Raw genomic sequence first — 20,992 nt, 5'->3', positions numbered from 1 at the left:
TCAATCTGAGCCATGATCAAACTCTTCAGTTAAAAAGTTTGCTCACTCAAATCTCGAAACACTAACAATTACTTAATAAAGCGAATTGACGTGTTAGACTCTCGTAAGACTTCAATTTCTTTTTTGAAGCCCCAGCGAGCGCCCACACAAATTATCTGATTATCTATTTTAAAGAGCGTGCTGACTTGTTTTGGTGTTGCTTCGATGCTTTGAAGCGCACCCCGTGTCAGTGGATGCGTATAATACGCATCCTATTTTTGAGTGCAAGCCCTTTTTTGAGATTATTGGATTAATTTTATAAAAAGTGAGATCTGCTTATTTTTTGCAAGTTTAGAACAGTGAAACCGTTTAAAAAACAAACAACTTAGCCTTTTATGGCATTTTTTCGTGCTTGCCAGTCAATCGTCGGGGCTTGCAAACCATGACCACCTTGATAGCTTGGACTAGATGGAGTTTGCCACCCTTCTAAAGCAGACTCTTCTAACTGATAAATTTCAACCTCCAATGGATGGCAGGTTGATAGCGGATCCTTGGCGTCCGGCCCCCATAGATCTACAGACAAGTCACCACCGGGGCAACAAGACAAAGCGCAAAGCAAATCTATCTCAGCAAAGAACTCTAAATAGTCCCCCTTTTTCGCAGGACAAGCTTTCATGAAATATTGATCATCTTCATTTAAGCCGGTGCATTGAAAAATATTCAGAACATCGTGCACATCAAATTCCGTTAAACCAAAAGGCTGAACCGCTCTTACTAAGTTCGAATGACAGTGAAAATCAAAATCCTCCCCCGTTAAGAGGTGATTTACATAAGGATCACACCTTGTCCCTAATAAATCATGAACACGACCACCTTCCTCATCCTGTCCATAATCAGCCAAAGTGTCATCGATAATGGTCACCATTGGGCGCAAGAAAGGTAAGGTTGACCAGATGCGATCAAACGTACTCACATGAGCACTTTGTAATTGACGAGTACGTGATGCCCACATCTTTTCTCGCGGATCATGCTGATTCCACATATTAAAGTCACCCACTTGTGGCCCTTCTGGCACCAGGACTCGAAACACATGACCTGCGGGCACTTTCCAAGCTTTTCCTGAGCGCAGCGGAATGGAAACTTTATCAACTAAAGTACGTTTTGCCTTACCTTGTGCTAGAGAAGCATAAAAACATTTGTCGATAGTAAGCTTTGAGTCTGGACCTTTACGATAAGCTGCTTCTACTTTTGCCATGATGACCTCCAAATACAATGAGTAAGCCAAGCTTAGGAAAAGTAAACACATTAAAAAACTGATATTATTTATAAATACATGACAAATATTAAAGTGACTATATGAGCCTTCCTTATACTTCGCTCCACACCTTTCATTTGGTTGTACGTTTTGGCAGTTTAAAACAAACCGCAGACCACTTAAGTTTAACGGAGTCCGCGGTGAGTCATCAGATTAAACGATTGGAATCACAACTCGGTTACGCTTTGTTTTATAAAAATGGTCGTCAGTTAAAAGCAACGCCCAGAGGCCTAGCTCTCGCTGAACAACTCGCCCAACCTTTTGATCATATTGATCACACTCTATTAAATGAGACGCCAAACCATTCGCAACGGCTGACCTTATATTGTTTGCCATCTTTGTTAGAACCTTGGTTATTGCCACTCATACTAACATTCAAAGAAACGCATCCTGAGCTGGATCTAATTATTCGCTATCACTCTTCAGCACCTGAATACCTAGATGAAAATAGTCTCCGTATTAGCAGCTTCCTACCGAACCATGCGAGCCAATATAAAGTTGTTCCTCTTTTTACTGGAAAAACCATTCCCGTCTGCAGCCCTCTTTACTTGAGTCACGCTAACCCAATAGACAATCCAGCATCCTTACTCGAGGCAAATTTATTACACGATCATTCAGAACACAGCTGGCAGACTTGGTTTTCTCAGTTCAACCTCACACTTTCTGCTGGGCAAAAGCTAATCTATGAAGACTTCCACCTATTAAAGATGGCCACACTGGCTGGCCAAGGCGTTGCACTTTGCCCAAGGGCTTTGATTCAAGAAGAATTAGTAACCGGTAGTTTAATAACGCTATTTCCACAAGAAGGAGATAACACACGTTATTACGGGCTGGAGTACAACCCTTATGCTCAATCAAACCTCCAGCAACTCATTCAGTACCTAGAGCTAAGCTCCCTAAACCAGCAGCCTGTTAAACAAAGTACGCCCAGATCATAATCTGGGCTATGTTTTTCGACTGTTCTAAGGCTTCGCGAGCGTCATGCTCTGCATCGCCACACGTTCAGATTCCATCATATAGCGATAACTTAACCCAGCAATGATGCCACCAATGAAAAGAGCGTAATTGGCAAGAACTGGGAAAACAAACGTGGCTAAGATCGATGCAGAGCCAGCAATAATCAGTGCATAAACGCTCTTTTTATTCACACCATTATCGTACCAATACAGACCTTTAACAGATTCAGTGTATAAAGACGCTACATCAATATGGCCTTTTTTAATAAAGTAATAGTCCACGATAATAATGCCGTATAAAGGACCAATCATTGCGCCAAGTACATCGACGGTATAGTGAATAACCTCTGGATTATTAAACAAATTCCAAGGCGTCAACAGAACCGAGCCAAAGGCAGCAATAAAACCACCCGCTTTAAAGCTTATTTTCTGCGGCGACACATTAGAAAAATCAAATGCAGGGGCAACAAAGTTCGCAACAATATTGATACCCACTGTTGCAAAGATAAAAGTCAACGCACCAAGCACCGTAATAAAACCGGAATCAAGGCGCTTCACTGTTTCCACTGGGTCTGTAATCATCTCACCAAAAACCGGAATAGAGGCTGAGACAATGACCACACTAAACAAAGAGAACAACACAAAATTCACCGGTAACCCCAATAAATTACCAAGCTTTAATTTCTGATAACTACCGCAATAACGAGAAAAATCACTAAAATTCAATGTCGGCCCAGCAAAATACCCAGCGACCAAAGCAATAGCGATAAACATCTGCACATAAACATCCATGCCAGTAAGGCTGGTTGAACTCAGATTAAAACTGATGTTCTCCCACCCCGCTCGATCAACCATATAAATACACAAAGCAAACATGGCGACATAAATCGCAGGGCCCGACCAATCGATTACTTTACGAATCATGTCCATACCGAACATAAACACAATTCCCTGTACCACCCACATTGCCGAAAAACCAATCCAGCCCAAGTAAGACAAGCCAATAAATGATTTATCCGCTAACGACGCCATCCCAGGAAAAAAGTAAAGCAATAAGATAATGAAAGAACTGGACGCAAGAAAAGTTTGAATACCGTACCAAACAACTGCAATTAAGCCTCGAATAATGGCAGGAATGTTGGCGCCAAAGACACCAAACGACATACGCGCCACCACCGGAAACGGTACACCAGCTTTTTGACCTGGTTTACCCATCAAATTCGCAAACAACAGGACAATAGAAATCCCTAACAGCAAACTAATAAAGACCTGAATGCCATTTAACCCTAGAGCAAACAAGCTAGCAGCGAACACATATCCACCGACACTATGAACATCAGACATCCAAAACGCGAAGATGCTGTACCACCCCCACTTTTGCTCTTTCTCCGGAAGGAGATCGTTATTTGCCAATTTAAGACTTTGCTCAAACTCTTGTTTCATGACCGAATCCCTTTTTTTGATTGTATACAATATTGAATACAATTTACGTGCCAAAAATAAAACCTAATAAACCAAGGCATAAATTAGGAAAAAGCCGTAATAGAGATATAATGCGCACCAAAAACAAACATAAATACGAATTTAATGCCAAACCAGTGCATGAAAGATTTCTTTTTTGATTAAGATGTACGAAATAGACTGACATGCTATATTGCTTAACCAAGTACAAATAAAAAATATTGTATACAGTTTATAGGAACACCTTATGTCGAATGACGAACACATATACCAACAAATACTCAAGGCCATCGTCGAACATCAACTCCCCCCTGGTGCACGCTTACCAGAAGATCGTTTATCTGAGGCATTTGGCGTCAGCAGAACTGGCGTTCGCAAAGTGTTACAAAGACTTGCCTTAGAGCACTTTGTCATTATCGAGAAAAATAAAGGGGCTCACGTAAATCGTCCCAGTGAAGCAGAGGCGTCGGAAGTGCTAGACAGTCGAATTTTAATCGAGCCACAACTTATACCAGCATTACTTAATCATTGGGATTTAACGCAATCGAAACGCTTTCGAAGCATGGCAAAAGAGGAGAAGCAAGCCGAAGCCGCCAATCAGTTAGCAAAATCCATTCAACTCACCGCGCGTTTTCATTATGAGTTAGCGAACGTATCTGGAAACCAAGTATTAGCTCGCTTTATAGAGCAGCTTTGCTATCGCTCTTCATTAATCCTCGCCGCTTATGGCACACGCGGTAGTGTAGGTTGCGAGTGCGGCGACCATACGCAGTTACTTGACCTGCTTGACGAAAAAAAATCTGATCAAGCTCAAGATTGGATGCGCCATCATTTACAACACATTAAGTCTTCCTTGATTCTGGATAGCACAACAGATGACAACATCGACTTTCAACAGCTGTTTACACATTAAAAACGCTGATTCATTAAGGCTTCTATGAAAATTCAGTTAATCAACCCAAACACCAGCGCCGACATGACCAACACAATGGCCATAAGCGCTCGCGCTACTGCCTTGCCCAGCACTCAAATCATTCCAAGTACTCCCGAACACGGTCCAAAAAGCATTGAGTGCGCTTTTGATGAAGCCATTGCCAGTGCCGCATTACTTGATTTAATTGAACAAGGGAAGCAACAGAATGTGGATGCTCACATTATTGCCTGTTTTGGTGACCCTGCATTAGACGCAGCTCGTGAGTTAGCTGATGCGCCAGTCATTGGCATAGCAGAAGCAGCCTTCCAAATGGCTAGCCTCATTTCATATCGCTTTGGCGTCGTAACCACTTTATCAAGGACACTACCAGCAAGTGAGCACTTACTTTTAAAGTATGGCCACCAGACTCATTGCTGTAGCGTCAGAGCCACCGACATCCCCGTATTAGCTTTAGAAAACATAGACAACCAAGCCTACCAATTACTAAAAACTGAATGCTTAGCCGCCATCGAACAAGATGGCGCTGAGGCCATTGTGCTAGGGTGTGCAGGCATGTCCAACCTTGTGAATCAACTGTCCAAAGAACTTCCTATTCCCATTATCGATGGTGTCACCGCGGCAGTGAAACTGGCAGAGTCATTGCATCAACTCGGCTTACAAACCTCTAAAACAGGCCAGTATGGAAAGCGAATTAGCAAACCCTTTATAGGACGCTATGCTCACTGGGCATCATGATGTTTATCAGAGACAGCCATTCCAGACTAAAAATTAAATCGCACTTACTAACAATTATGACTTAATCACAAACGGAACACTGACCATGAAACATTATTTAGACAGAGATTTTGCCGGTTATGCCCGAAATGGACACCCAAATGTTCAATGGCCAAATCAAGCTCGTATCGCCGTACAATTTGTTTTGAACTTTGAAGAAGGTGGAGAAAACTGCGTAGCACACGGTGATGAACATTCGGAAACCTTCTTATCTGAAATGTTTGGAGCCCAAGCCTATAAAGATCGTCATATGAGCATGGAGTCCTTATACGAATACGGTTCACGCTCAGGCGTTTGGCGCATTCTCAATGAATTTGAACGACGTGGCCTACCTCTTACGATCTTTGCCGTTGCTACCGCCCTGCAACGTAATCCTGAAGTTGCCAAAGCCATTGTAGAAGGCCAACATGAAATCGTCTGTCATGGATTAAAATGGATCCACTACCAAGACATGTCTATCGACGAAGAAAGACGTCACATGCAAGAAGCACTGGAATTAATTGAAAACCTTACTGGCGTGAAGCCAATGGGGTGGTATACGGGACGAGACTCTCCGAATACGCGAGCCTTAGTGGCAGAACAAACTCAGCTAAAATACGACTCTGATAATTATGGTGACGATCTACCTTATTGGGTAAAAGTGCCTCACCATGAAGAGGCGAACACCACCAAGCCACATCTAATTGTGCCTTACACCTTAGACTGTAACGACATGCGTTTCTCCTCTCCTTATGGCTTCAGTCACGGTGAAGAATTTTTCCAATACTTGAAAGACAATTTTGATTGCCTATATGAAGAAGGCCAAACGACACCCAAAATGATGTCCATCGGCATGCATTGCCGAACACTAGGCAAACCCAGCCGCTTCATGGCCCTGAAAAAATTTCTAGATTATGTTGAATCCCATGACAAGGTTTGGATAGCCAAACGAGGAGACATTGCTGAGCATTGGATTAATAACCACCCGCCAACATAATCAGAACCCATACGAAAAAATAAAATAAACACCTAACCAAACAATTAGAACGCCTTAGTAACAGCCCTTACAAAGGCGTTTTCTTCCTTTACACATAATCAACAAGTCCTACCTCTGTACTTTATATTGACAACAAAATCATAAACCACTCTAATAATAGTAATTATCATTTACACTCCAAGAGGAGCCATTTCATGCCGCACAATCCGATCCCAAACGTGCAACATGATGTCATGCATTCTCTGTATATAAACCATCACAATTGGTTATACACATGGATACGTCAACGGTTGGATAATCAATTTGATGCGGCTGATTTAACCCAAGACACATTTTTGCGCATTTACGCCAAACAAAATGTCGATTTAATTAATGAGCCCCAAGCCTACTTAGTGACAATTGCAAAAGGTCTTGTTAGCCATTTTTATAGACGTAAGTCGTTAGAACAAACCTATCTAGAGTATCTGGCAAAACAGCCAGAAAATTTGGCCCCTTCAACAGAAAGCCAATTTATTATTTTACAAACTTTAGAAGAAATAGATGCATTGCTTAACACCCTCCCAAGCCATGTCAAAGAAGTCTTTTTAATGTCGCAGTTAGAGGGTAAAAAATATCAACAAATCGCCAATGAGATGGCTCTGTCCCTCGCCACAGTAAAGCGATATATGAAGCAAGCTTATGTTCATTGCCTTACGTTGATGGAGAACGATTTTTTTGAATAAAATATCCCAAAAAAGTATGCAAGAAGCCGCCGACTGGCTTGTTAAGCAGCAAGTGAAACCATTAACACCTGCCGAGCAGGCACAATTAGAGCACTGGCAGCAATCTTCCGAAAACAATCGCTTTGCATGGCAACGCGCTCAGCGTTTCATCAACCAAGTAGACACACTACCAAAAGACATTGCTTATGCTGTGTTAAACCGTCCTGATGATAAAGAACGCCGTTTAAACATCGGCAAACTAGCACTGCTATTAGCCACGGGTCCTATTGCTTGGGGAGCCTATAAAACGGTAGAAAACCAACACTGGCGCGCAGATTACCGTACGGCAAAGGGCCAAATGAAGCAGGTCACCTTGCCCGACGGCACTAAGGTAACCCTCAATACAGCCACCGCTTTCGATGCTTTTTTTGATGGCAAAGAACGTTTATTAGCGTTACGAGAAGGGGAAATTCAACTTGAGGTTGTCAACGTGAAGTCTCTGGACTTTAAACCATTCATTGTCTCAACACAGGAAGCATTTTTATCCCCTTTAGAGGCCAATTTTACTGTTCGTCAATATCGACACACCACTCGCCTCGGAGTGTTGGAGGGCCGAGTTGAAGCTGTACCTAAATTTGCTGAACATAAGGAAAAAAATATCATTCTAGCGGGTCACCAAGCTGAACTATCAGAACATTCAATTATATCTTACGAGAACTTATCTACCGACACCATTTCTTGGCTAGATAACATGTTAGCCGTGCATAACATGCCACTCCATCAGTTCATCCAAGAAGTCTCACGATATCATCAAGGGCTGTTAAGAGTCTCACCAAAGATTGCAAACATAGAAGTATCTGGGGCTTTTCCTATTGCTGATGTCAATATCATACTAAATATGCTTTCGAATACGTATCCAATTGATATTAAACATCATTTAGGAAATTATTGGATCACACTCGAAGCCGCATAGCATGTGAACTAGCATCTTATTAGAGTCCCAAAAAAATTATTCTTATTTTTCTGACACCTTTTTCCTTTTCAAGTGGCTTATTAGTTAGACAAATAATAAGCATGATAACTTTCAAAAAGGAGGTAGCTGTGTCTGCCCATAAAAACCGACTATCAAAAACGCGACGCCACTCAGCCATTCAAACTGTGTTGACCTGTAGTGCCTTGCTATTCACAGTAAGTGTGAGTTCATTGTCATTAGCAGAAGACAGTACGAACCAAAGTAATCAACAGCTCCTTCAAATAGAGGCTGGCGACCTTGGAACAACACTTACAGCGTTTGCAGCACGCCACAACATCGCTCTGTCGTTTAATCCGACACTCACTAAAAACCTTAAAAGTGACGGTATATCTGGCCATACCACGCCAATCGATCTAATAGAACAAGTGCTGTCCACTACCAATCTCATGATAAAGTCTAATCAAGATGGTACTTATAGTCTGGTCGATCGTCGTCAATACCTCTCTGAAACTAAATCCATTAATCTAGATCCATTAATTATTCAAACCAGTCGATCTAACATAAAGAAAGAAGACAGCCCACAGGTGGTTACTGTCATTACACAGCAACAGATCGAGGAACAGCTTGCCATTAGCACAGACAGTTCTCAGGCACTCACCAACCTTCTTCCTGCTTATTCCCCCAATACACAAAAGCTGAACAACAGTAGCCAAACATTTCGTGGTCGCTCGGTGTTATACATGATCGACGGTGTTCCACAATCTAATCCAATTCGAGAAGGCAGTCGCTCAGCCCATACCATCGATCTATCTATGGTGGAGCGCATCGAAGTCATTCATGGTGCTACGGCCGTACATGGATTGGGCGCGACCGGCGGTATCATCAACTTTATTACCAAATCCAATCGTTCAAGTGAACTCAAGCAACATATTGACGTGCAATTAAGCACACCGACTGATGGACTAGATAGCGATACCCTTAGTTACAAAATTGGCTATCAAGTCGAAGGCGCACAAGACGATTTTGATTATTTGGTTGGCTTGACCAATGAAGTGCAAGGTATGTACCTCGATACCGATGGTAACTATGTAGGCTCAGCGACAGTGCGTGGCGATATTATGGATTCCAAGAGCTATGATGCTTTTGCTAAATTGGGCTACTGGCTAGGGGATGACAAACGCTTAGAATTCGAATTAAATCAGTATCAAATGAAAGGACGCATGAACTTTGTTGGTGTCGATGGGGATAGAGATAACGGTGTCGCCACCAGCTCAGAAAAAGGCTCACCTAGAGGGTATGCGCCTTACAACAAGGTGCAAACCACCAGTCTTTCATATACCGACGGCGACCTTGATGGTATGGCACTAAAAGCACAAATTTTCCATCAGGACTTTGAAGGTCGATATGGTGTATCAGATTCTGGTAGTTTCCAGGATGCTAGTAATGGTATTACTTACGATCAGAGCCAAAACCAATCAGAAAAGCTTGGGGCGAAATTTAGCTTAACCAAGGACGACTTATTAAATGACGAGCTGAGCGTTACCGCTGGATTGGATTTATTACAGGATACGACCAGCCAATCATTGATATTAACCAATCGCTTATATGTTCCAGAAACGGATTACACCAATTACGCCCCTTTTGTTCAGTTCAAATACACGCCGGTGGAACGCTTAGTTCTGCAAGCTGGAGTTCGTTACGAACACGCTAAGTTAGATGTCGACACCTATCAAACAGTTGCCGCCAACAATAGCGTCACTGTCGATGGTGGTTCACCTAGTTTTGATGACACTGTCTACAATGCCGGCGCGGTGTTTAAATTAACCCCAGCTGTCAGTCTCTTCGCCAACTACTCTCAAGGCTTTGGAATGCCAGATGTAGGACGCATATTGAGAGGGGTTGATACCAGCGGTCAAGACGTTGACACACTCATCGATCTTTCTCCAATACTGACTGACAACTACGAAGTCGGCTTTCGTGTAAATCGTCACCCTTATGATTTAGAAGTTAGTTATTACGAATCCAACTCAGACTTAGGCAGCCGTATCGTTGAGGTAGACGGTCTGTACGTTGTAAAACGTGAAAAGAAAGAAATCCAAGGGGCAGAAGCATCACTAGGTCTGCAACTTAATAAAGACCACAGATTGCAGGCTAGCTACTCCTTCATTCAGGGCAAGTCAGATACTGACGGTGACGGCAAAGTTGAAACCAAACTAACCGGTGCCAATATTTCACCTAATCGCTTAATTACTTCATGGCATGCTCACTGGAATGAGAAATTATCCTCTCAATTACAAGTCAGTCATGCTTTTAGTCGAAGCTTTGATGATGAAGACCTTGATTTTGATGGCTATACCTTAGTGGATGCGTCTGTTGGTTACCAACTTCCTGTGGGTAAAATGAACATCGCCATCGCGAACTTATTAAACGAAGACTACTTTACCTACTACTCACAAGCTGCTTACGCAAATGACAGTTACTATTTTAAAGGCCGTGGGCGCACGATTACCCTAGCGTACGGATTGGACTTTTAATCCACACCACTAAGCTTAAGCCTCCAGATAGGAGGCTTAACGTTTTTTCAAAAGCAAAGGACAAGAACCACAATACACCGCTGGCTCAGTTGCCAAATAGTAATAACAACAAGTACGTCTTACTCGAATCGGTTTATCGGATAAGGCTGTTTGCTTCTTTTCTCGATAAAACACCGTTAATGGGTTTTCCGACATCCCAAACACCTCAGTCGACTTCTGGTCTAGTAGATAAGAAAAGTCCGCCTGAGCTTGGACCATTTGAGCATCAGGTATATTCGGTAAAATACGCTGCTCATAAATACTAAACACTCGGACAGCCACATTTTCCCAAAGGATCCGTTTCGGCACTTTGGTTAAACGATGAAACTGTTCAACGAGTTGCGTGAGGTGTCCGGCAAATACCTGACTCAATATGTCTTTTCGCCACGTCTTTCGACCTTCAGCTTGATCCTTATCCTGAACCGTGACCGCCAAATTTTTTAGTGGCATCTTAGATACCCACATTCTATTTTCTAGTGGGTATTCAAACACACAATTTTTAAGTGTCCCATCCAGACCTTTATTGAAACGAGACATTGCATAGAGAATCGGAGCTAGGGCCAAAAACGCGATGCGCTTCATCACCAGAGACGTGGTTACTTTTAAATTTGGCGCCCCCAGCTCTGGCATAATTTTTTGCAAGGTTTCCTGACACAATACATCATCCAGTAGCTTAATAGAGTCAATTGATAAGCGTTCGTCTTGCAGGTCTTGCTTTAGACCAAACACAGACAATGCTTGCCACTCTTCAGGCAGCAGAACAGGACGGTGATCAAATTCAGCCACGCTTTGATTCCTTAGTGCCGACTTGACGCCCTTTACCATAGGGAATGCACATTGGTGTTCCAAACAGTGGATCTTCACTGATATGACACTCCATATCAAAGACGGTTTTCACCATGTCATGATTTAGAATCGCTTCAGGCGCCCCTTGGCAAAACACCGCGCCATCTTTAATGGCGATCATCTTATGAGCATAACGAGCTGCAAGATTGAGATCGTGTAACACCATCAAGATGGTCGTTTGTTGGCTTTGATTTAATTCAAACAAAAGGTCTAAGATTTCTATCTGATGGGTTAAGTCTAAATAGGTTGTCGGTTCATCAAGCAATAAAATGTCTGTATTTTGCGCTAACGCCATGGCAATCCAAGCACGTTGTCTCTGGCCGCCAGATAAAGCATCAATCGAACGAGCAGCAAACGCCGTCATATTGGTATCTTGCAACGCTTTCTTTACCAAATCTTCATCTTCTTTCGTCCAACTTTGAAGCCAATTCTGATGAGGGTAGCGACCTTGGCGCACCAGCTGTTCAACCGTTAGGCCTTCGGGAGCAATTGGTCCCTGTGGCAAAATAGCCAACTTACGTGCTACGTCTTTTCCGCTTAACAAGTGGATATCTGCGCCTTCTAACAACACTTGTCCTGACGACGGTTTTAACAAACGAGCAAAGGATTTCAATAAAGTGGATTTTCCACAGCCATTGCCACCGACTAACGCTGTAATCTGATTCGGCTCAATGGCTAAACTCAACGAATCAATTACCGCTTTTTTGTCATAGCCAAGTGACAAAGACACGCTTTGCAATGGATGACTTGCTAATGAATAACGTTCAGACAAACTCATGGTTTAAAATCTCATGATAGCTAACCGACCTAAAAACGTTGTCGATACAGTAAATAGATAAAAAATGGGGCTCCGATAGCGGACACAAACACACCGGCAGGAACATCCAATGGCTGAAACAATAAACGGCCACATAAATCCGCCAACATCACAAGGCAGGCCCCTACAAAAGCCGACATTGGCAGTAGAAACGCAAAACTGCGAATCACCAAGCGGCGGGCAATATGGGGGGCAATTAACCCCACAAAACCCACCGCACCAGCATACGCAATCGCTGGTGCCGCCATGAGCACACTTAAAAACAACACCACCACACGCAATCTTTGCACAGAAATCCCCAACCCAGTTGCAATGTGATCACCTAATTCCTGTGTATTCACCCGGCGGGCCAAATAAAACGCCAAGGGCCAAGAAACACACAACCAAGGCAACAAAGCTTTCACATCAGCCCAACTTGCGCCATAAACACTTCCGGTTAGCCAGATATAGGCCGTGATACTTGTTGCTAAAGGGCTGGCCGCAATTACAAACGTTGTTACCGCTCCCATTGCGGATGACACCCCAATTCCGACCAACACTAAGCGCATTGGTGTTACGCCACTATTCCAGGCTAAACCATAGATCAACAAGGCCGCCAGCAACGCCCCAACAATTGCAAAGAAAGGCAACCAAACCAAGCCAAACGCTGAAGCAAAAAAAGATAAAAAACACACAGCAGCAGCAGATGCGCCACCGGTAATACCAATAATGTCAGGCGAGGCCAAAGGGTTTCGGATCATAGATTGCAACACAAGACCAGACGACGCTAATGCCGCCCCGACCATTGCCGCCATCAAAACCCTAGGCAAACGAAGGATCTCTATAACCAACTGAATCTTGCTATCGCTGTGTCCAGACAAGGCCAAAATCACCTGTGTGAAAGGGATAAACTCTTCTCCCACACTAAGAGAAAACATTAAAACCAATAAGAAGACGAGCAATGTCATACTCATTGAAAAAATGGATTTCCATGGCACGGAAAACGACATAAAACGATTGCGCACACGCAATAACTTATCCACGTCGACCACCTTTTCGTGCCAAATAAAGAAAGAATGGCGCTCCTAATACAGCGGTCGTGACGCCAATAGGAACTTCTTCCGGCATGATAATAAAACGACTAACTAAATCAGCTAACAACAGAAGAGTCGCCCCCCATAAAGCGCTGAGTGGTATCAGCCACTTATGATCATAACCCACAGCCGAGCGCACCATATGCGGCACCATTAGGCCGATAAAACCAATGCTTCCACCTAGTGCAACAGAGCCTCCCGCCAAGCCAATAATCAAAAGACTTAACACAACTTTGATGACCACTGTGTTCTGCCCTAAGCCTTTTGCGACATCATCTCCCGACAGTAGAATATTAATGTGCGGTGCAGCTATCATGGCAAACACCATTCCGAGAACAAAAAGAGGAGTGAGTGGCAAAACCAAAGCGAGATCACGCCCTGATACTGAGCCTGCTACCCAAAATAAAACACTGTCCAAACCTTCTTGGCCGATGACCAAAACCCCTTGGGTAAAAGCCATAAACAATGCCGATATCGCCGCGCCAGACAACACTATCCTGACAGGGGATAAACCATCTTTCCCCAAACTCCCCAAGCCATAGACCAAAGCACCGGCCACACTTGCTCCGATAAAAGCCAACCATAAAAAAGTATTGAGTGATGTCACTGAGAAGAAGGTTGAAAACAACACAATAGTAAAAACAGCGCCAGCGTTTACGCCAAAAATAGAAGGGGATGCTAAAGGGTTACGAGTTAGTGCCTGCATAAGTACACCGGATACAGCCAACGCGGCACCGACGAGACAAGCCACTACGGCTCGAGACAAACGCGTAGTACGAATGATCACATGATCGATCGACTGAGGATCAAAACTGATAAACGCCATTCCAGCTTGCTTGAAAGAAATCATGTATTGTCCAAAAGCAATACTGCTTAAAAAAGCAAACACTAAGCACAACAAAGATAAAAACAGAATGCCCAGTTTCACAACGGGATAGCGATACATTAAAAACACTATAGATCAGACCGCGGTAATTGATAGATTTGATAGAGCTGATCAAGAATCTGATTGGCCCCTAAAATACCACCCGATAATAACCAAGCCACCCGATCCACTTCATACACTTGCTTATTTCTGGGCGCTGTTAACATGTTCCAAAGTGGATGTGCTCGCCAAGCGTCATAATTTTGCTGAACCGCTTCATCGTTAGAATGCAAAATAATAAAAAACACATCCGCATTTACACTCGGCAATGCTTCTTTTGTTTTCAGTTTTACCCCCCAACCTGTCTTATTTGGCAGTGGAAAGGTAAAGCCAATTTCTTTTAGCACGACACCAGAAAAGCTTTGCTGCAAATACAAGCGTAAATGATCAACACGGACATTTAGCACGGATGCTGTTAATGGCCAATTGGCGACATTTTTTTGAATCAAATCACGAAACTGTTGAATTCGCTGTTGAAAATCTTCCCAAAGGTGCTTTCCTTCTGATTCTTTACCAAGCGCTTGCGCCGTTAGCGCTAATGAGGCTTTGAAATCATAGACATTTTCCGCTAATACAGTCGGCGCAATTTTGGACAGCTGTCCGTATATTTTTTCATGACGAGATTTTGTACCAATGATCAAATCTGGCTTCAGCGCAACAATTGCCTCAAGATTCGGCTGAGTTTCCAAACCAACATGAGGCACCCCTTTTAATGCTTCTCGTAAGTAAACATAAGTCGGCTTCTGCGCCCATGACTCAACAACGCCAACCGGCGTGACGCCTAAAGCAATAGCTGAATCTGTCGCTCCTTGAAATAAAGTCACTACTCGTTTCGCACCTACAGGAACTTGGGTCGTTCCCATAGCATGGGAAACGGCACCACTTTCTGACGCTGAGAGTTGCTTGATAGGAAAGAGTGATAAAGAGATGATAAAAATGGAGACAAAAAACGGCTTGATCCGATATAACTGCATGATGCGTAACTTCCCTTAATTTAAATGCCGTAACACTCAATTAAATACGATAATAGTTATCATCATTATAAACGTTTGCGATTGAAAAATACCAATCATAGCTTGTCTATCAACACCGAAAGCAAAAAAGTATGCCTTACTCTTTCTCTCTTCTTTTAGTAAAGATAAAAGTTTATAAGCACACCACCAATTGGAAAAAGATAACACCGTTGAAACCGATCAGTTAATTCATCTGGAGGAGCGCTTTTCTGTTTACATTAAGCAAGTAGAACAAGCGCTGACACGGACGCAAAATTATATTCTAAGCCAGGTTTAACCTTCGTTAAAATCCAAACACCGGAATAGATAGGTTCCATAATGAGCTTACTATTCCGGCCGTTAATGCAGCACTTACACTAACTCAACATGGTCAGGTAATGTCACGAAGATGGAATGTCGGACTTCATTAAATAACGCTTTACTGCAATGCCCCTCACCTTCCGTATCCTCAAGCAAAAGCACATCGCCAGCGCCAAATTGACGCGTTTCTCCAGACGACACCATAAACTCGCAGCGTCCCGTTAGAATGAATAGCAATTGTCGTTGCGGCGCTGGATGCCATTTAAAATCATAATCACTAGGCGTTTCTCGAAATAGAATCTCACCCGCTGGAAAGCGCTCAGATAAGAAGCCTATTGGACCGCCATCTTTTAACGCAATGTCCAATTCAGCAAATTCACTTTTGCCATTTGGCTGATTAAATATTCTCGTGATTTTCATAACAATTCCTATCTAAGAAGAAACACTTATTCAGTGGGTAATTGCTGGATGGCTTTATCTAATACGGCAAGTGTCACCGCCACATCCTCTTCTAAAATGGCTTCTGCAGGATGATGACTGATACCTTTGTCGCAACGCATGAACAACATAGCGACAGGGCAAATATCCGCAATGGCCATAGCATCATGACCGGCCCCAGAAGGCAACGCCAGTGACTCGTAACCCGTTGTTTGAATGGCATTAGACAAAACATTTTGCAATCTAGGATCACAATGAACCGCGTCAGCCGCATGGGTTTGTTCCATACTCAATTGCACATTACGTCGTGCCGCAATGGCTTCCATTTCTGTCATGATCTGCTGTAGAGCAGCATCACGCTTATCATCAAATTCACTGCGAATATCAAGGGAAAACTGCGTCGAGCCGGATATCACATTGACTCCGTTAGGACGATTGTTAATTTGCCCCACCGTCGCCACTATGCCATGCTGCTGGGCCACCTTTTCCACTGCCAACACCATTTCGCTGACCGCGCATAGGGCATCTTGACGCAAACCCATAGGGACGGTGCCAGCATGACCCGCCATACCTGTGACCGTTAGCGCATAGCGTTTGGCCCCCGCAATAGCGGTCACCACACCAACAGGCAGATTTTTGTCTTCCAACACGGGGCCTTGTTCGATGTGCAGTTCCAAATATCCTAATAAGGATTCAGTCTCAATCTTAGCTTGATGCACTTGATCAAACGCCAAGCCAAACTCTTGCATAGCTTGACGTAAGCTGATGCCATCTTGATCGGTTAATTCAGCCCAGCTCTCAGGCCATTGACCGGTTAACGCGCGACTGCCCAACAAGGTAGAACGGAAACGCGTACCCTCTTCATCACCAAAACCCACTAAATCCAGATGAAAAGGCAACTCTACGCCCGCTTGCTGCCAAGCCTGAATCAAACAAAGTGGCGCTAACACTCCCAACATGCCATCGTATTTTCCGCCGTTGGGTACCGTATCAAGGTGGCTGCCTAACAAGTAACTAGGCGCATTAGGCTGCTTCGATTCAAGTCGACCACATAAATTGCCGGCTGCATCTTGCCAAGTACTCATTCCCGCTTGGGTCATCCATTCAGCGACTAACTGATTCGCCTGTTGATGCTCTTTAGTAAGATAGCGGCGGTCTAAACATTCGTCTGATTGACTGATTCGCCCGAGTTCATCGCAACGCGCCATCACTTGTTGGGCGACCTTGTCATAGTCAATCATAATGCGTCTCCGTGGCGGCAGCGTACACTGCCATCGCCGCATCAACACCAGTGCCAGCAGGTAAACCAAAACCGGCGCGACGCAATGTGGTTTCCAATGATTGTAAGGTATGCAAAACCGCATCCTGACGGGCGTTATAGCCCATGGTGCCAATGCGCCAGACTTTACCTTTCAACGGACCAAAGCTGGTGCCGATTTCAATGTTAAAAAGGTTTAACAAATCATGACGAACCTGTTCACCATCCACACTATCGGGAATGTATACACCAACGACATTGCTCATTTTGTGTTTCAAATCACCATAAGGCTTCAAGCCCATGGCCTGTATACCTTGCAACATGGCATTGCCTGCCACTTGATGACGCTTCAATACCGCATCCTGACCTTCACGAAGCAATTCAATGGCGCACTGACGAGAGCCGAACAACATAGTCGCGGCTTCGGTATGATGGTTTAAACGCTCTTCGCCCCAATAATCCATGATCATAGACAGATCAAAATAATTAGAACGAATACGCAGGCCTTGTGCATCTTGGTGATGACTATCCCGAATGCCCGCTTCTACGTGATGACGCTTACGCACCACATCAACAAAACGCTCACTCATGGAAATTGGCGCACTACCAGAGGGGCCGCCCAAACACTTTTGCAAGCCCACTGATACTGCATCCACCTGCCAAGCATCGGTTTCAAATGGGTTACCTGCGATGGACGCCGTTGCGTCTGTATAAAACAACACATCGTGAGCTCGACAAATTGCCCCAAGCTCTTCCAAAGGCTGCAACATGGTCGTTGACGTATCGCCTTGTACTATCGCCAATACCTTAGGTTGCACACGCTTAATCGCATCTTCAATTTGCTGAGGGTCAAATACCTGACCCCACGGCACTTCAATAGTATGAACTTGAGCATCGGCGCGTTCGGCGATTTCAGCCAGTAAATGCCCAAAGCGACCAAAAATAGGAATCAGCACCTTGTCGCCCGGTTCAAGACAAGACACCAAAGCCGCTTCGATACCGGCTCGGGACGTCCCATCAATGAGGAAAGTCTGTTGGTTTTGAGTGTTAAATACCTGACGATATAACCCCATGACTTCATTCATGTAACTGGTCATCGTTGGGTCGTACTGACCAACCAATTGAGTTGACATGGCCGACAAGACTTGCGGATAACAGTTAATCGGACCTGGGCCCATTAACAATCGAGGAGGAAGCGTTAAAGGCTGCATCATAAACTCCTAGGCCAAAACCTGATAAAGCATCTTCATGCCAGTGATGATCAAAACGACCGCGAAGACCTTCTTCAATTTCGCAGCATCCAAACGATGCGCTAATCCAGCACCCACTGGCGCGAATAAAACCGTCAATGGAATGATGCAAGCTGCACCGATCAGATTGACTAAGCCAACGGTTCCGAAAGGTGAATCCACTGGAGTTTGGCCAAAAATCAACATGGTCAGAGCGGCAGGTAATGAAATGATCAAGCCTACTGCCGCCGCGGTGCCAACCGCACGGTGAGCAGGGTAATTACAAAAAGTCAGCATAGGAACGGTCAAAGTACCGCCTCCAATACCAACCATGGAACTGAAAAAGCCCACACAGGTCGCCATCACACTTTGGCCTGCCGTGCCTGGTAGAGACTGAAATAAACTGTCTTTTTTGCCCAATAGCATATTCAAGGCTGACAAGGTGGCAATCACGCCAAACAAAAGTGTTAGCCATTCCCCTTCCACACGAGTCACTAAGAAACTGCCCACCATAACACCGACAAAAATAAAGAAACCCCAGCGCTTTAGTAGATCAAAATCCACATTGCCTTTTGCTTTATGGGCACGAATCGAACTGATGGACGTCGGAATAATGGTGGCCAAAGAGGTTGCCGTCGCGACCAACATAGCCGTGTCAGCACTGACACCTAAACCTTGATACAAAAAGAACAACACAGGCACGATGACAATACCGCCACCAACACCTAATAAACCGGCTAGAATTCCGCCCACCACACCAGTGGCCATCATGGCGAGAATCATGGAATAGTTTTCCATTATGAATGACATGTTTCTGTACGCTCCTAGGTAAATGTCTCTCAATCAATTTGATATTGAATGAAGTTGCTACGGGTTAAACTCACTGACGATGGCAAGACCATCGCTTCTTGGGTCGGTTGCGGCCTCCGCATCACCCTCTTGATAAAGCACCACGGCACCAGCGTGACCCATTAATTCATTGCACGCGTCCACGATCACCAAATCGTGACCTCGTTGCTGTAAAACATCTGCAGCCACTTCAGCAAAATCACGCTCTACTTTTAAATTATGGCTTTCATCACCCCACGTACGGCCTAATAGCCAACGTCCCGCACTGATGGCCTTATCCAAAGGTTGGTTATGATAAACATAACGACTGAATAACGCCGCTTGAGTTTGTGGCTGGCCTTCTCCCCCCATGGTGCCGTAACTGATACGACGACCGTCTTTTAACTCAGCAAACGCTGGGTTCAAGGTATGAAATGGTTTTAATCCTGGCGCTAAGGCTTGCAAAGAGCTTGGCTCCAATGAAAACGACGAACCACGATTGTTCCAAACAATGCCTGTAGATGGGCTAACCACACCGCTGCCAAACTCCCAGTACAGACTTTGAATATAACTCACCATGCGGCCTTCACTGTCACACGCGCCCATCCAGATGGTATCGCCTGGTTTTGCTACATGAGGCCAAGTTTGTGCTTTGTTGAGAGAGATATCCTGCAACATTTTTTCTAACGACTCGTCACTTAATAACAAGGCTAAGTCAGTAGGTACGCGCGTCACATCAGTCACATTATTATTGCGTGCGATAAAAGCTTGTTTGGTGACTTCAATCAGCAGGTGAGCCATATCAACATCGTTATTGGCTTGCTCGTGTAAACGGTCGTACAAGGCCAGAATCAGCAAGGAAGCAATGCCTTGAGTGGGCGCGGGCAAGTTGTATAACGTCCCTTGGCTGGTCGTTACACTCAATGGCGTCACACGTTTGGCTTGGTATTGTTGAAAATCGGCTAAGCGAATAGGAGAACCAGCGGCTTCTAGATCTTTCGCCAAAGACGCTGCAATCTCACCATGATAAAAATCGTTTAGGCCTCGTTCAGCCAATTTTTTTAATGTTTCAGCCAGCACAGGCAAGGTTAAAACATCACCCGATTGATGCAATCCCCCTGCTTTTAGGAAAGTTGAGAAGCCTTGTACTGTGGCCAGATCGGCAAAGGTTTTTTGACCCGCGGCCAAATAACTGTCCGTGACTTCGCTGCCGTTCTCAGCCCATTGAATGGCATTCTTCAACAACTCAGACAATGGCAAATTATCCTGCCAATCGGCACTGATGGTTAAGGCCTCTTGCCAGCCTGCCACCGCCCCAGCCATCGTTAAAGCCGCTTTACCGCCTCGACTTGGAATGGCCTCATGACCTTGATAAAAGTCTAGATTCGCCGCTTGGGCAGAAATACCAGATGCATCAATGGCAATCGGCTCTTTGCCTGGCTCACTGATTAACCAGAAACCATCGCCACCTAATCCATTCATGTGTGGGTACACTACCGCGATGGTTGCTGCTGCCGCGACCATGGCTTCGATTGCCGTGCCACCTTGCTCTAAAATGGCCTGCCCAGCCTGTGTGGCCTTAAAATGTGGCGCTGTAAACGCCATTTTATTTATACTCATCTG

General features: G+C 44.4%; 19 protein-coding genes. 7 read left to right on the top strand and 12 right to left on the bottom strand.

The genetic code is table 11. The features are described 5' to 3' along the window. Positions 1–364: 364 nt before the first annotated feature. On the bottom strand, positions 365–1,234 hold the full coding sequence (locus tag DFP76_RS14655) for an urea carboxylase-associated family protein (RefSeq protein WP_113875363.1): 870 nt from the start codon (positions 1,232–1,234) through the stop codon (positions 365–367). A 101-nt stretch (positions 1,235–1,335) separates the two neighbouring features. Here DFP76_RS14655 and DFP76_RS14650 point away from each other — a divergent pair, with 101 nt between their 5' ends. Then, positions 1,336–2,232, top strand: a complete 897-nt coding sequence (locus DFP76_RS14650) for a LysR substrate-binding domain-containing protein (RefSeq protein WP_113875362.1) — start codon at positions 1,336–1,338, stop codon at positions 2,230–2,232. A gap of 24 nt (positions 2,233–2,256) precedes the next feature. Here DFP76_RS14650 and DFP76_RS14645 read toward each other — a convergent pair whose 3' ends face one another. Continuing rightward, positions 2,257–3,693 (bottom strand): NCS1 family nucleobase:cation symporter-1, encoded by a 1,437-nt coding sequence (locus DFP76_RS14645; RefSeq protein ID WP_113875361.1) that lies wholly within the window; start codon positions 3,691–3,693, stop codon positions 2,257–2,259. A gap of 265 nt (positions 3,694–3,958) precedes the next feature. Here DFP76_RS14645 and DFP76_RS14640 point away from each other — a divergent pair, with 265 nt between their 5' ends. The 6 genes from DFP76_RS14640 to DFP76_RS14615 all read left to right on the top strand — a co-directional run bounded on the left by DFP76_RS14640 (position 3,959) and on the right by DFP76_RS14615 (position 10,603). Next, positions 3,959–4,624 (top strand): GntR family transcriptional regulator, encoded by a 666-nt coding sequence (locus tag DFP76_RS14640; RefSeq protein WP_113875360.1) that lies wholly within the window; start codon positions 3,959–3,961, stop codon positions 4,622–4,624. Positions 4,625–4,648: 24 nt separating this feature from the next. Next, the gene (locus tag DFP76_RS14635) at positions 4,649–5,380 is read left to right on the top strand and encodes an aspartate/glutamate racemase family protein (RefSeq protein WP_113875359.1); all 732 of its coding nucleotides are present in this window, start codon (positions 4,649–4,651) and stop codon (positions 5,378–5,380) included. An 85-nt stretch (positions 5,381–5,465) separates the two neighbouring features. Then, on the top strand, positions 5,466–6,395 hold the full coding sequence (gene puuE / locus DFP76_RS14630) for an allantoinase PuuE (protein WP_113875358.1): 930 nt from the start codon (positions 5,466–5,468) through the stop codon (positions 6,393–6,395). Between the two features lie 194 nt (positions 6,396–6,589). After that, positions 6,590–7,117 (top strand): sigma-70 family RNA polymerase sigma factor, encoded by a 528-nt coding sequence (locus DFP76_RS14625; RefSeq protein ID WP_113875357.1) that lies wholly within the window; start codon positions 6,590–6,592, stop codon positions 7,115–7,117. Beyond that, complete coding sequence (locus tag DFP76_RS14620; protein ID WP_147084222.1) at positions 7,110–8,069, top strand: FecR domain-containing protein; 960 nt, start codon at positions 7,110–7,112, stop codon at positions 8,067–8,069. The genes DFP76_RS14625 and DFP76_RS14620 overlap by 8 nt, the downstream gene beginning before the upstream one ends. Before the next feature lie 128 nt (positions 8,070–8,197). Beyond that, positions 8,198–10,603 carry a TonB-dependent receptor gene (locus DFP76_RS14615; protein WP_113875355.1) on the top strand — a complete coding sequence of 802 codons (2,406 nt, stop codon included), beginning with the start codon at positions 8,198–8,200 and terminating at the stop codon, positions 10,601–10,603. A 36-nt stretch (positions 10,604–10,639) separates the two neighbouring features. On the opposite strand, the gene DFP76_RS14610 is transcribed toward DFP76_RS14615, so the two are convergent. The 10 genes from DFP76_RS14610 to DFP76_RS14565 all read right to left on the bottom strand — a co-directional run bounded on the left by DFP76_RS14610 (position 10,640) and on the right by DFP76_RS14565 (position 20,989). After that, positions 10,640–11,428 (bottom strand): IucA/IucC family C-terminal-domain containing protein, encoded by a 789-nt coding sequence (locus tag DFP76_RS14610; RefSeq protein WP_113875354.1) that lies wholly within the window; start codon positions 11,426–11,428, stop codon positions 10,640–10,642. After that, complete coding sequence (locus tag DFP76_RS14605) at positions 11,421–12,266, bottom strand: ABC transporter ATP-binding protein (RefSeq protein WP_113875353.1); 846 nt, start codon at positions 12,264–12,266, stop codon at positions 11,421–11,423. Before DFP76_RS14605 ends, DFP76_RS14610 begins: the two co-directional genes overlap by 8 nt. A gap of 29 nt (positions 12,267–12,295) precedes the next feature. Next, a complete protein-coding gene (locus tag DFP76_RS14600; RefSeq protein ID WP_113875352.1) occupies positions 12,296–13,327 on the bottom strand; it encodes a FecCD family ABC transporter permease in 1,032 nt (343 codons plus the stop codon). Then, entirely contained in the window at positions 13,320–14,324 is a 1,005-nt protein-coding gene (locus tag DFP76_RS14595) for a FecCD family ABC transporter permease (RefSeq protein WP_113875351.1), read from the bottom strand. The genes DFP76_RS14600 and DFP76_RS14595 overlap by 8 nt, the downstream gene beginning before the upstream one ends. An 8-nt stretch (positions 14,325–14,332) precedes the next feature. Then, entirely contained in the window at positions 14,333–15,277 is a 945-nt protein-coding gene (locus tag DFP76_RS14590) for an ABC transporter substrate-binding protein (RefSeq protein WP_113875350.1), read from the bottom strand. A 390-nt stretch (positions 15,278–15,667) separates the two neighbouring features. Next, positions 15,668–16,036, bottom strand: coding sequence for an AraC family ligand binding domain-containing protein (locus DFP76_RS14585; protein ID WP_113875349.1), 369 nt, complete (start codon positions 16,034–16,036; stop codon positions 15,668–15,670). 26 nt (positions 16,037–16,062) lie between these two features. After that, positions 16,063–17,295, bottom strand: a complete 1,233-nt coding sequence (locus DFP76_RS14580) for an allantoate amidohydrolase (RefSeq protein WP_113875348.1) — start codon at positions 17,293–17,295, stop codon at positions 16,063–16,065. Then, positions 17,288–18,526, bottom strand: coding sequence for a pyridoxal-phosphate-dependent aminotransferase family protein (locus tag DFP76_RS14575; RefSeq protein ID WP_281269737.1), 1,239 nt, complete (start codon positions 18,524–18,526; stop codon positions 17,288–17,290). Before DFP76_RS14575 ends, DFP76_RS14580 begins: the two co-directional genes overlap by 8 nt. A gap of 6 nt (positions 18,527–18,532) precedes the next feature. Continuing rightward, positions 18,533–19,351 carry a sulfite exporter TauE/SafE family protein gene (locus DFP76_RS14570; protein WP_113875346.1) on the bottom strand — a complete coding sequence of 273 codons (819 nt, stop codon included), beginning with the start codon at positions 19,349–19,351 and terminating at the stop codon, positions 18,533–18,535. A gap of 57 nt (positions 19,352–19,408) precedes the next feature. Further along, positions 19,409–20,989: a gamma-glutamyltransferase family protein gene (locus DFP76_RS14565; RefSeq protein ID WP_113875345.1), complete on the bottom strand. Its 1,581-nt coding sequence runs from the start codon at positions 20,987–20,989 to the stop codon at positions 19,409–19,411. Positions 20,990–20,992: the final 3 nt, after the last annotated feature.

The sequence above is a fragment of the Marinomonas aquiplantarum genome (assembly GCF_003314975.1).
In the GTDB taxonomy this organism is placed as follows: domain Bacteria; phylum Pseudomonadota; class Gammaproteobacteria; order Pseudomonadales; family Marinomonadaceae; genus Marinomonas; species Marinomonas aquiplantarum.
This window is presented reverse-complemented; position numbering and strand designations above follow the sequence as displayed.

Excerpts from the sequence above, each read along its gene's own strand:
- DFP76_RS14655 (WP_113875363.1), bottom strand. The coding sequence starts at position 1,234 with ATGGCAAAAGTAGAAGCAGCTTATCGTAAAGGTCCAGACTCAAAGCTT.
- DFP76_RS14650 (WP_113875362.1), top strand. The coding sequence starts at position 1,336 with ATGAGCCTTCCTTATACTTCGCTCCACACCTTTCATTTGGTTGTACGT.
- DFP76_RS14645 (WP_113875361.1), bottom strand. The coding sequence starts at position 3,693 with ATGAAACAAGAGTTTGAGCAAAGTCTTAAATTGGCAAATAACGATCTC.
- DFP76_RS14640 (WP_113875360.1), top strand. The coding sequence starts at position 3,959 with ATGTCGAATGACGAACACATATACCAACAAATACTCAAGGCCATCGTC.
- DFP76_RS14635 (WP_113875359.1), top strand. The coding sequence starts at position 4,649 with ATGAAAATTCAGTTAATCAACCCAAACACCAGCGCCGACATGACCAAC.
- puuE (WP_113875358.1), top strand. The coding sequence starts at position 5,466 with ATGAAACATTATTTAGACAGAGATTTTGCCGGTTATGCCCGAAATGGA.
- DFP76_RS14625 (WP_113875357.1), top strand. The coding sequence starts at position 6,590 with ATGCCGCACAATCCGATCCCAAACGTGCAACATGATGTCATGCATTCT.
- DFP76_RS14605 (WP_113875353.1), bottom strand. The coding sequence starts at position 12,266 with ATGAGTTTGTCTGAACGTTATTCATTAGCAAGTCATCCATTGCAAAGC.
- DFP76_RS14595 (WP_113875351.1), bottom strand. The coding sequence starts at position 14,324 with ATGTATCGCTATCCCGTTGTGAAACTGGGCATTCTGTTTTTATCTTTG.
- DFP76_RS14590 (WP_113875350.1), bottom strand. The coding sequence starts at position 15,277 with ATGCAGTTATATCGGATCAAGCCGTTTTTTGTCTCCATTTTTATCATC.
- DFP76_RS14585 (WP_113875349.1), bottom strand. The coding sequence starts at position 16,036 with ATGAAAATCACGAGAATATTTAATCAGCCAAATGGCAAAAGTGAATTT.
- DFP76_RS14580 (WP_113875348.1), bottom strand. The coding sequence starts at position 17,295 with ATGATTGACTATGACAAGGTCGCCCAACAAGTGATGGCGCGTTGCGAT.
- DFP76_RS14575 (WP_281269737.1), bottom strand. The coding sequence starts at position 18,526 with ATGATGCAGCCTTTAACGCTTCCTCCTCGATTGTTAATGGGCCCAGGT.
- DFP76_RS14570 (WP_113875346.1), bottom strand. The coding sequence starts at position 19,351 with ATGTCATTCATAATGGAAAACTATTCCATGATTCTCGCCATGATGGCC.
- DFP76_RS14565 (WP_113875345.1), bottom strand. The coding sequence starts at position 20,989 with ATGAGTATAAATAAAATGGCGTTTACAGCGCCACATTTTAAGGCCACA.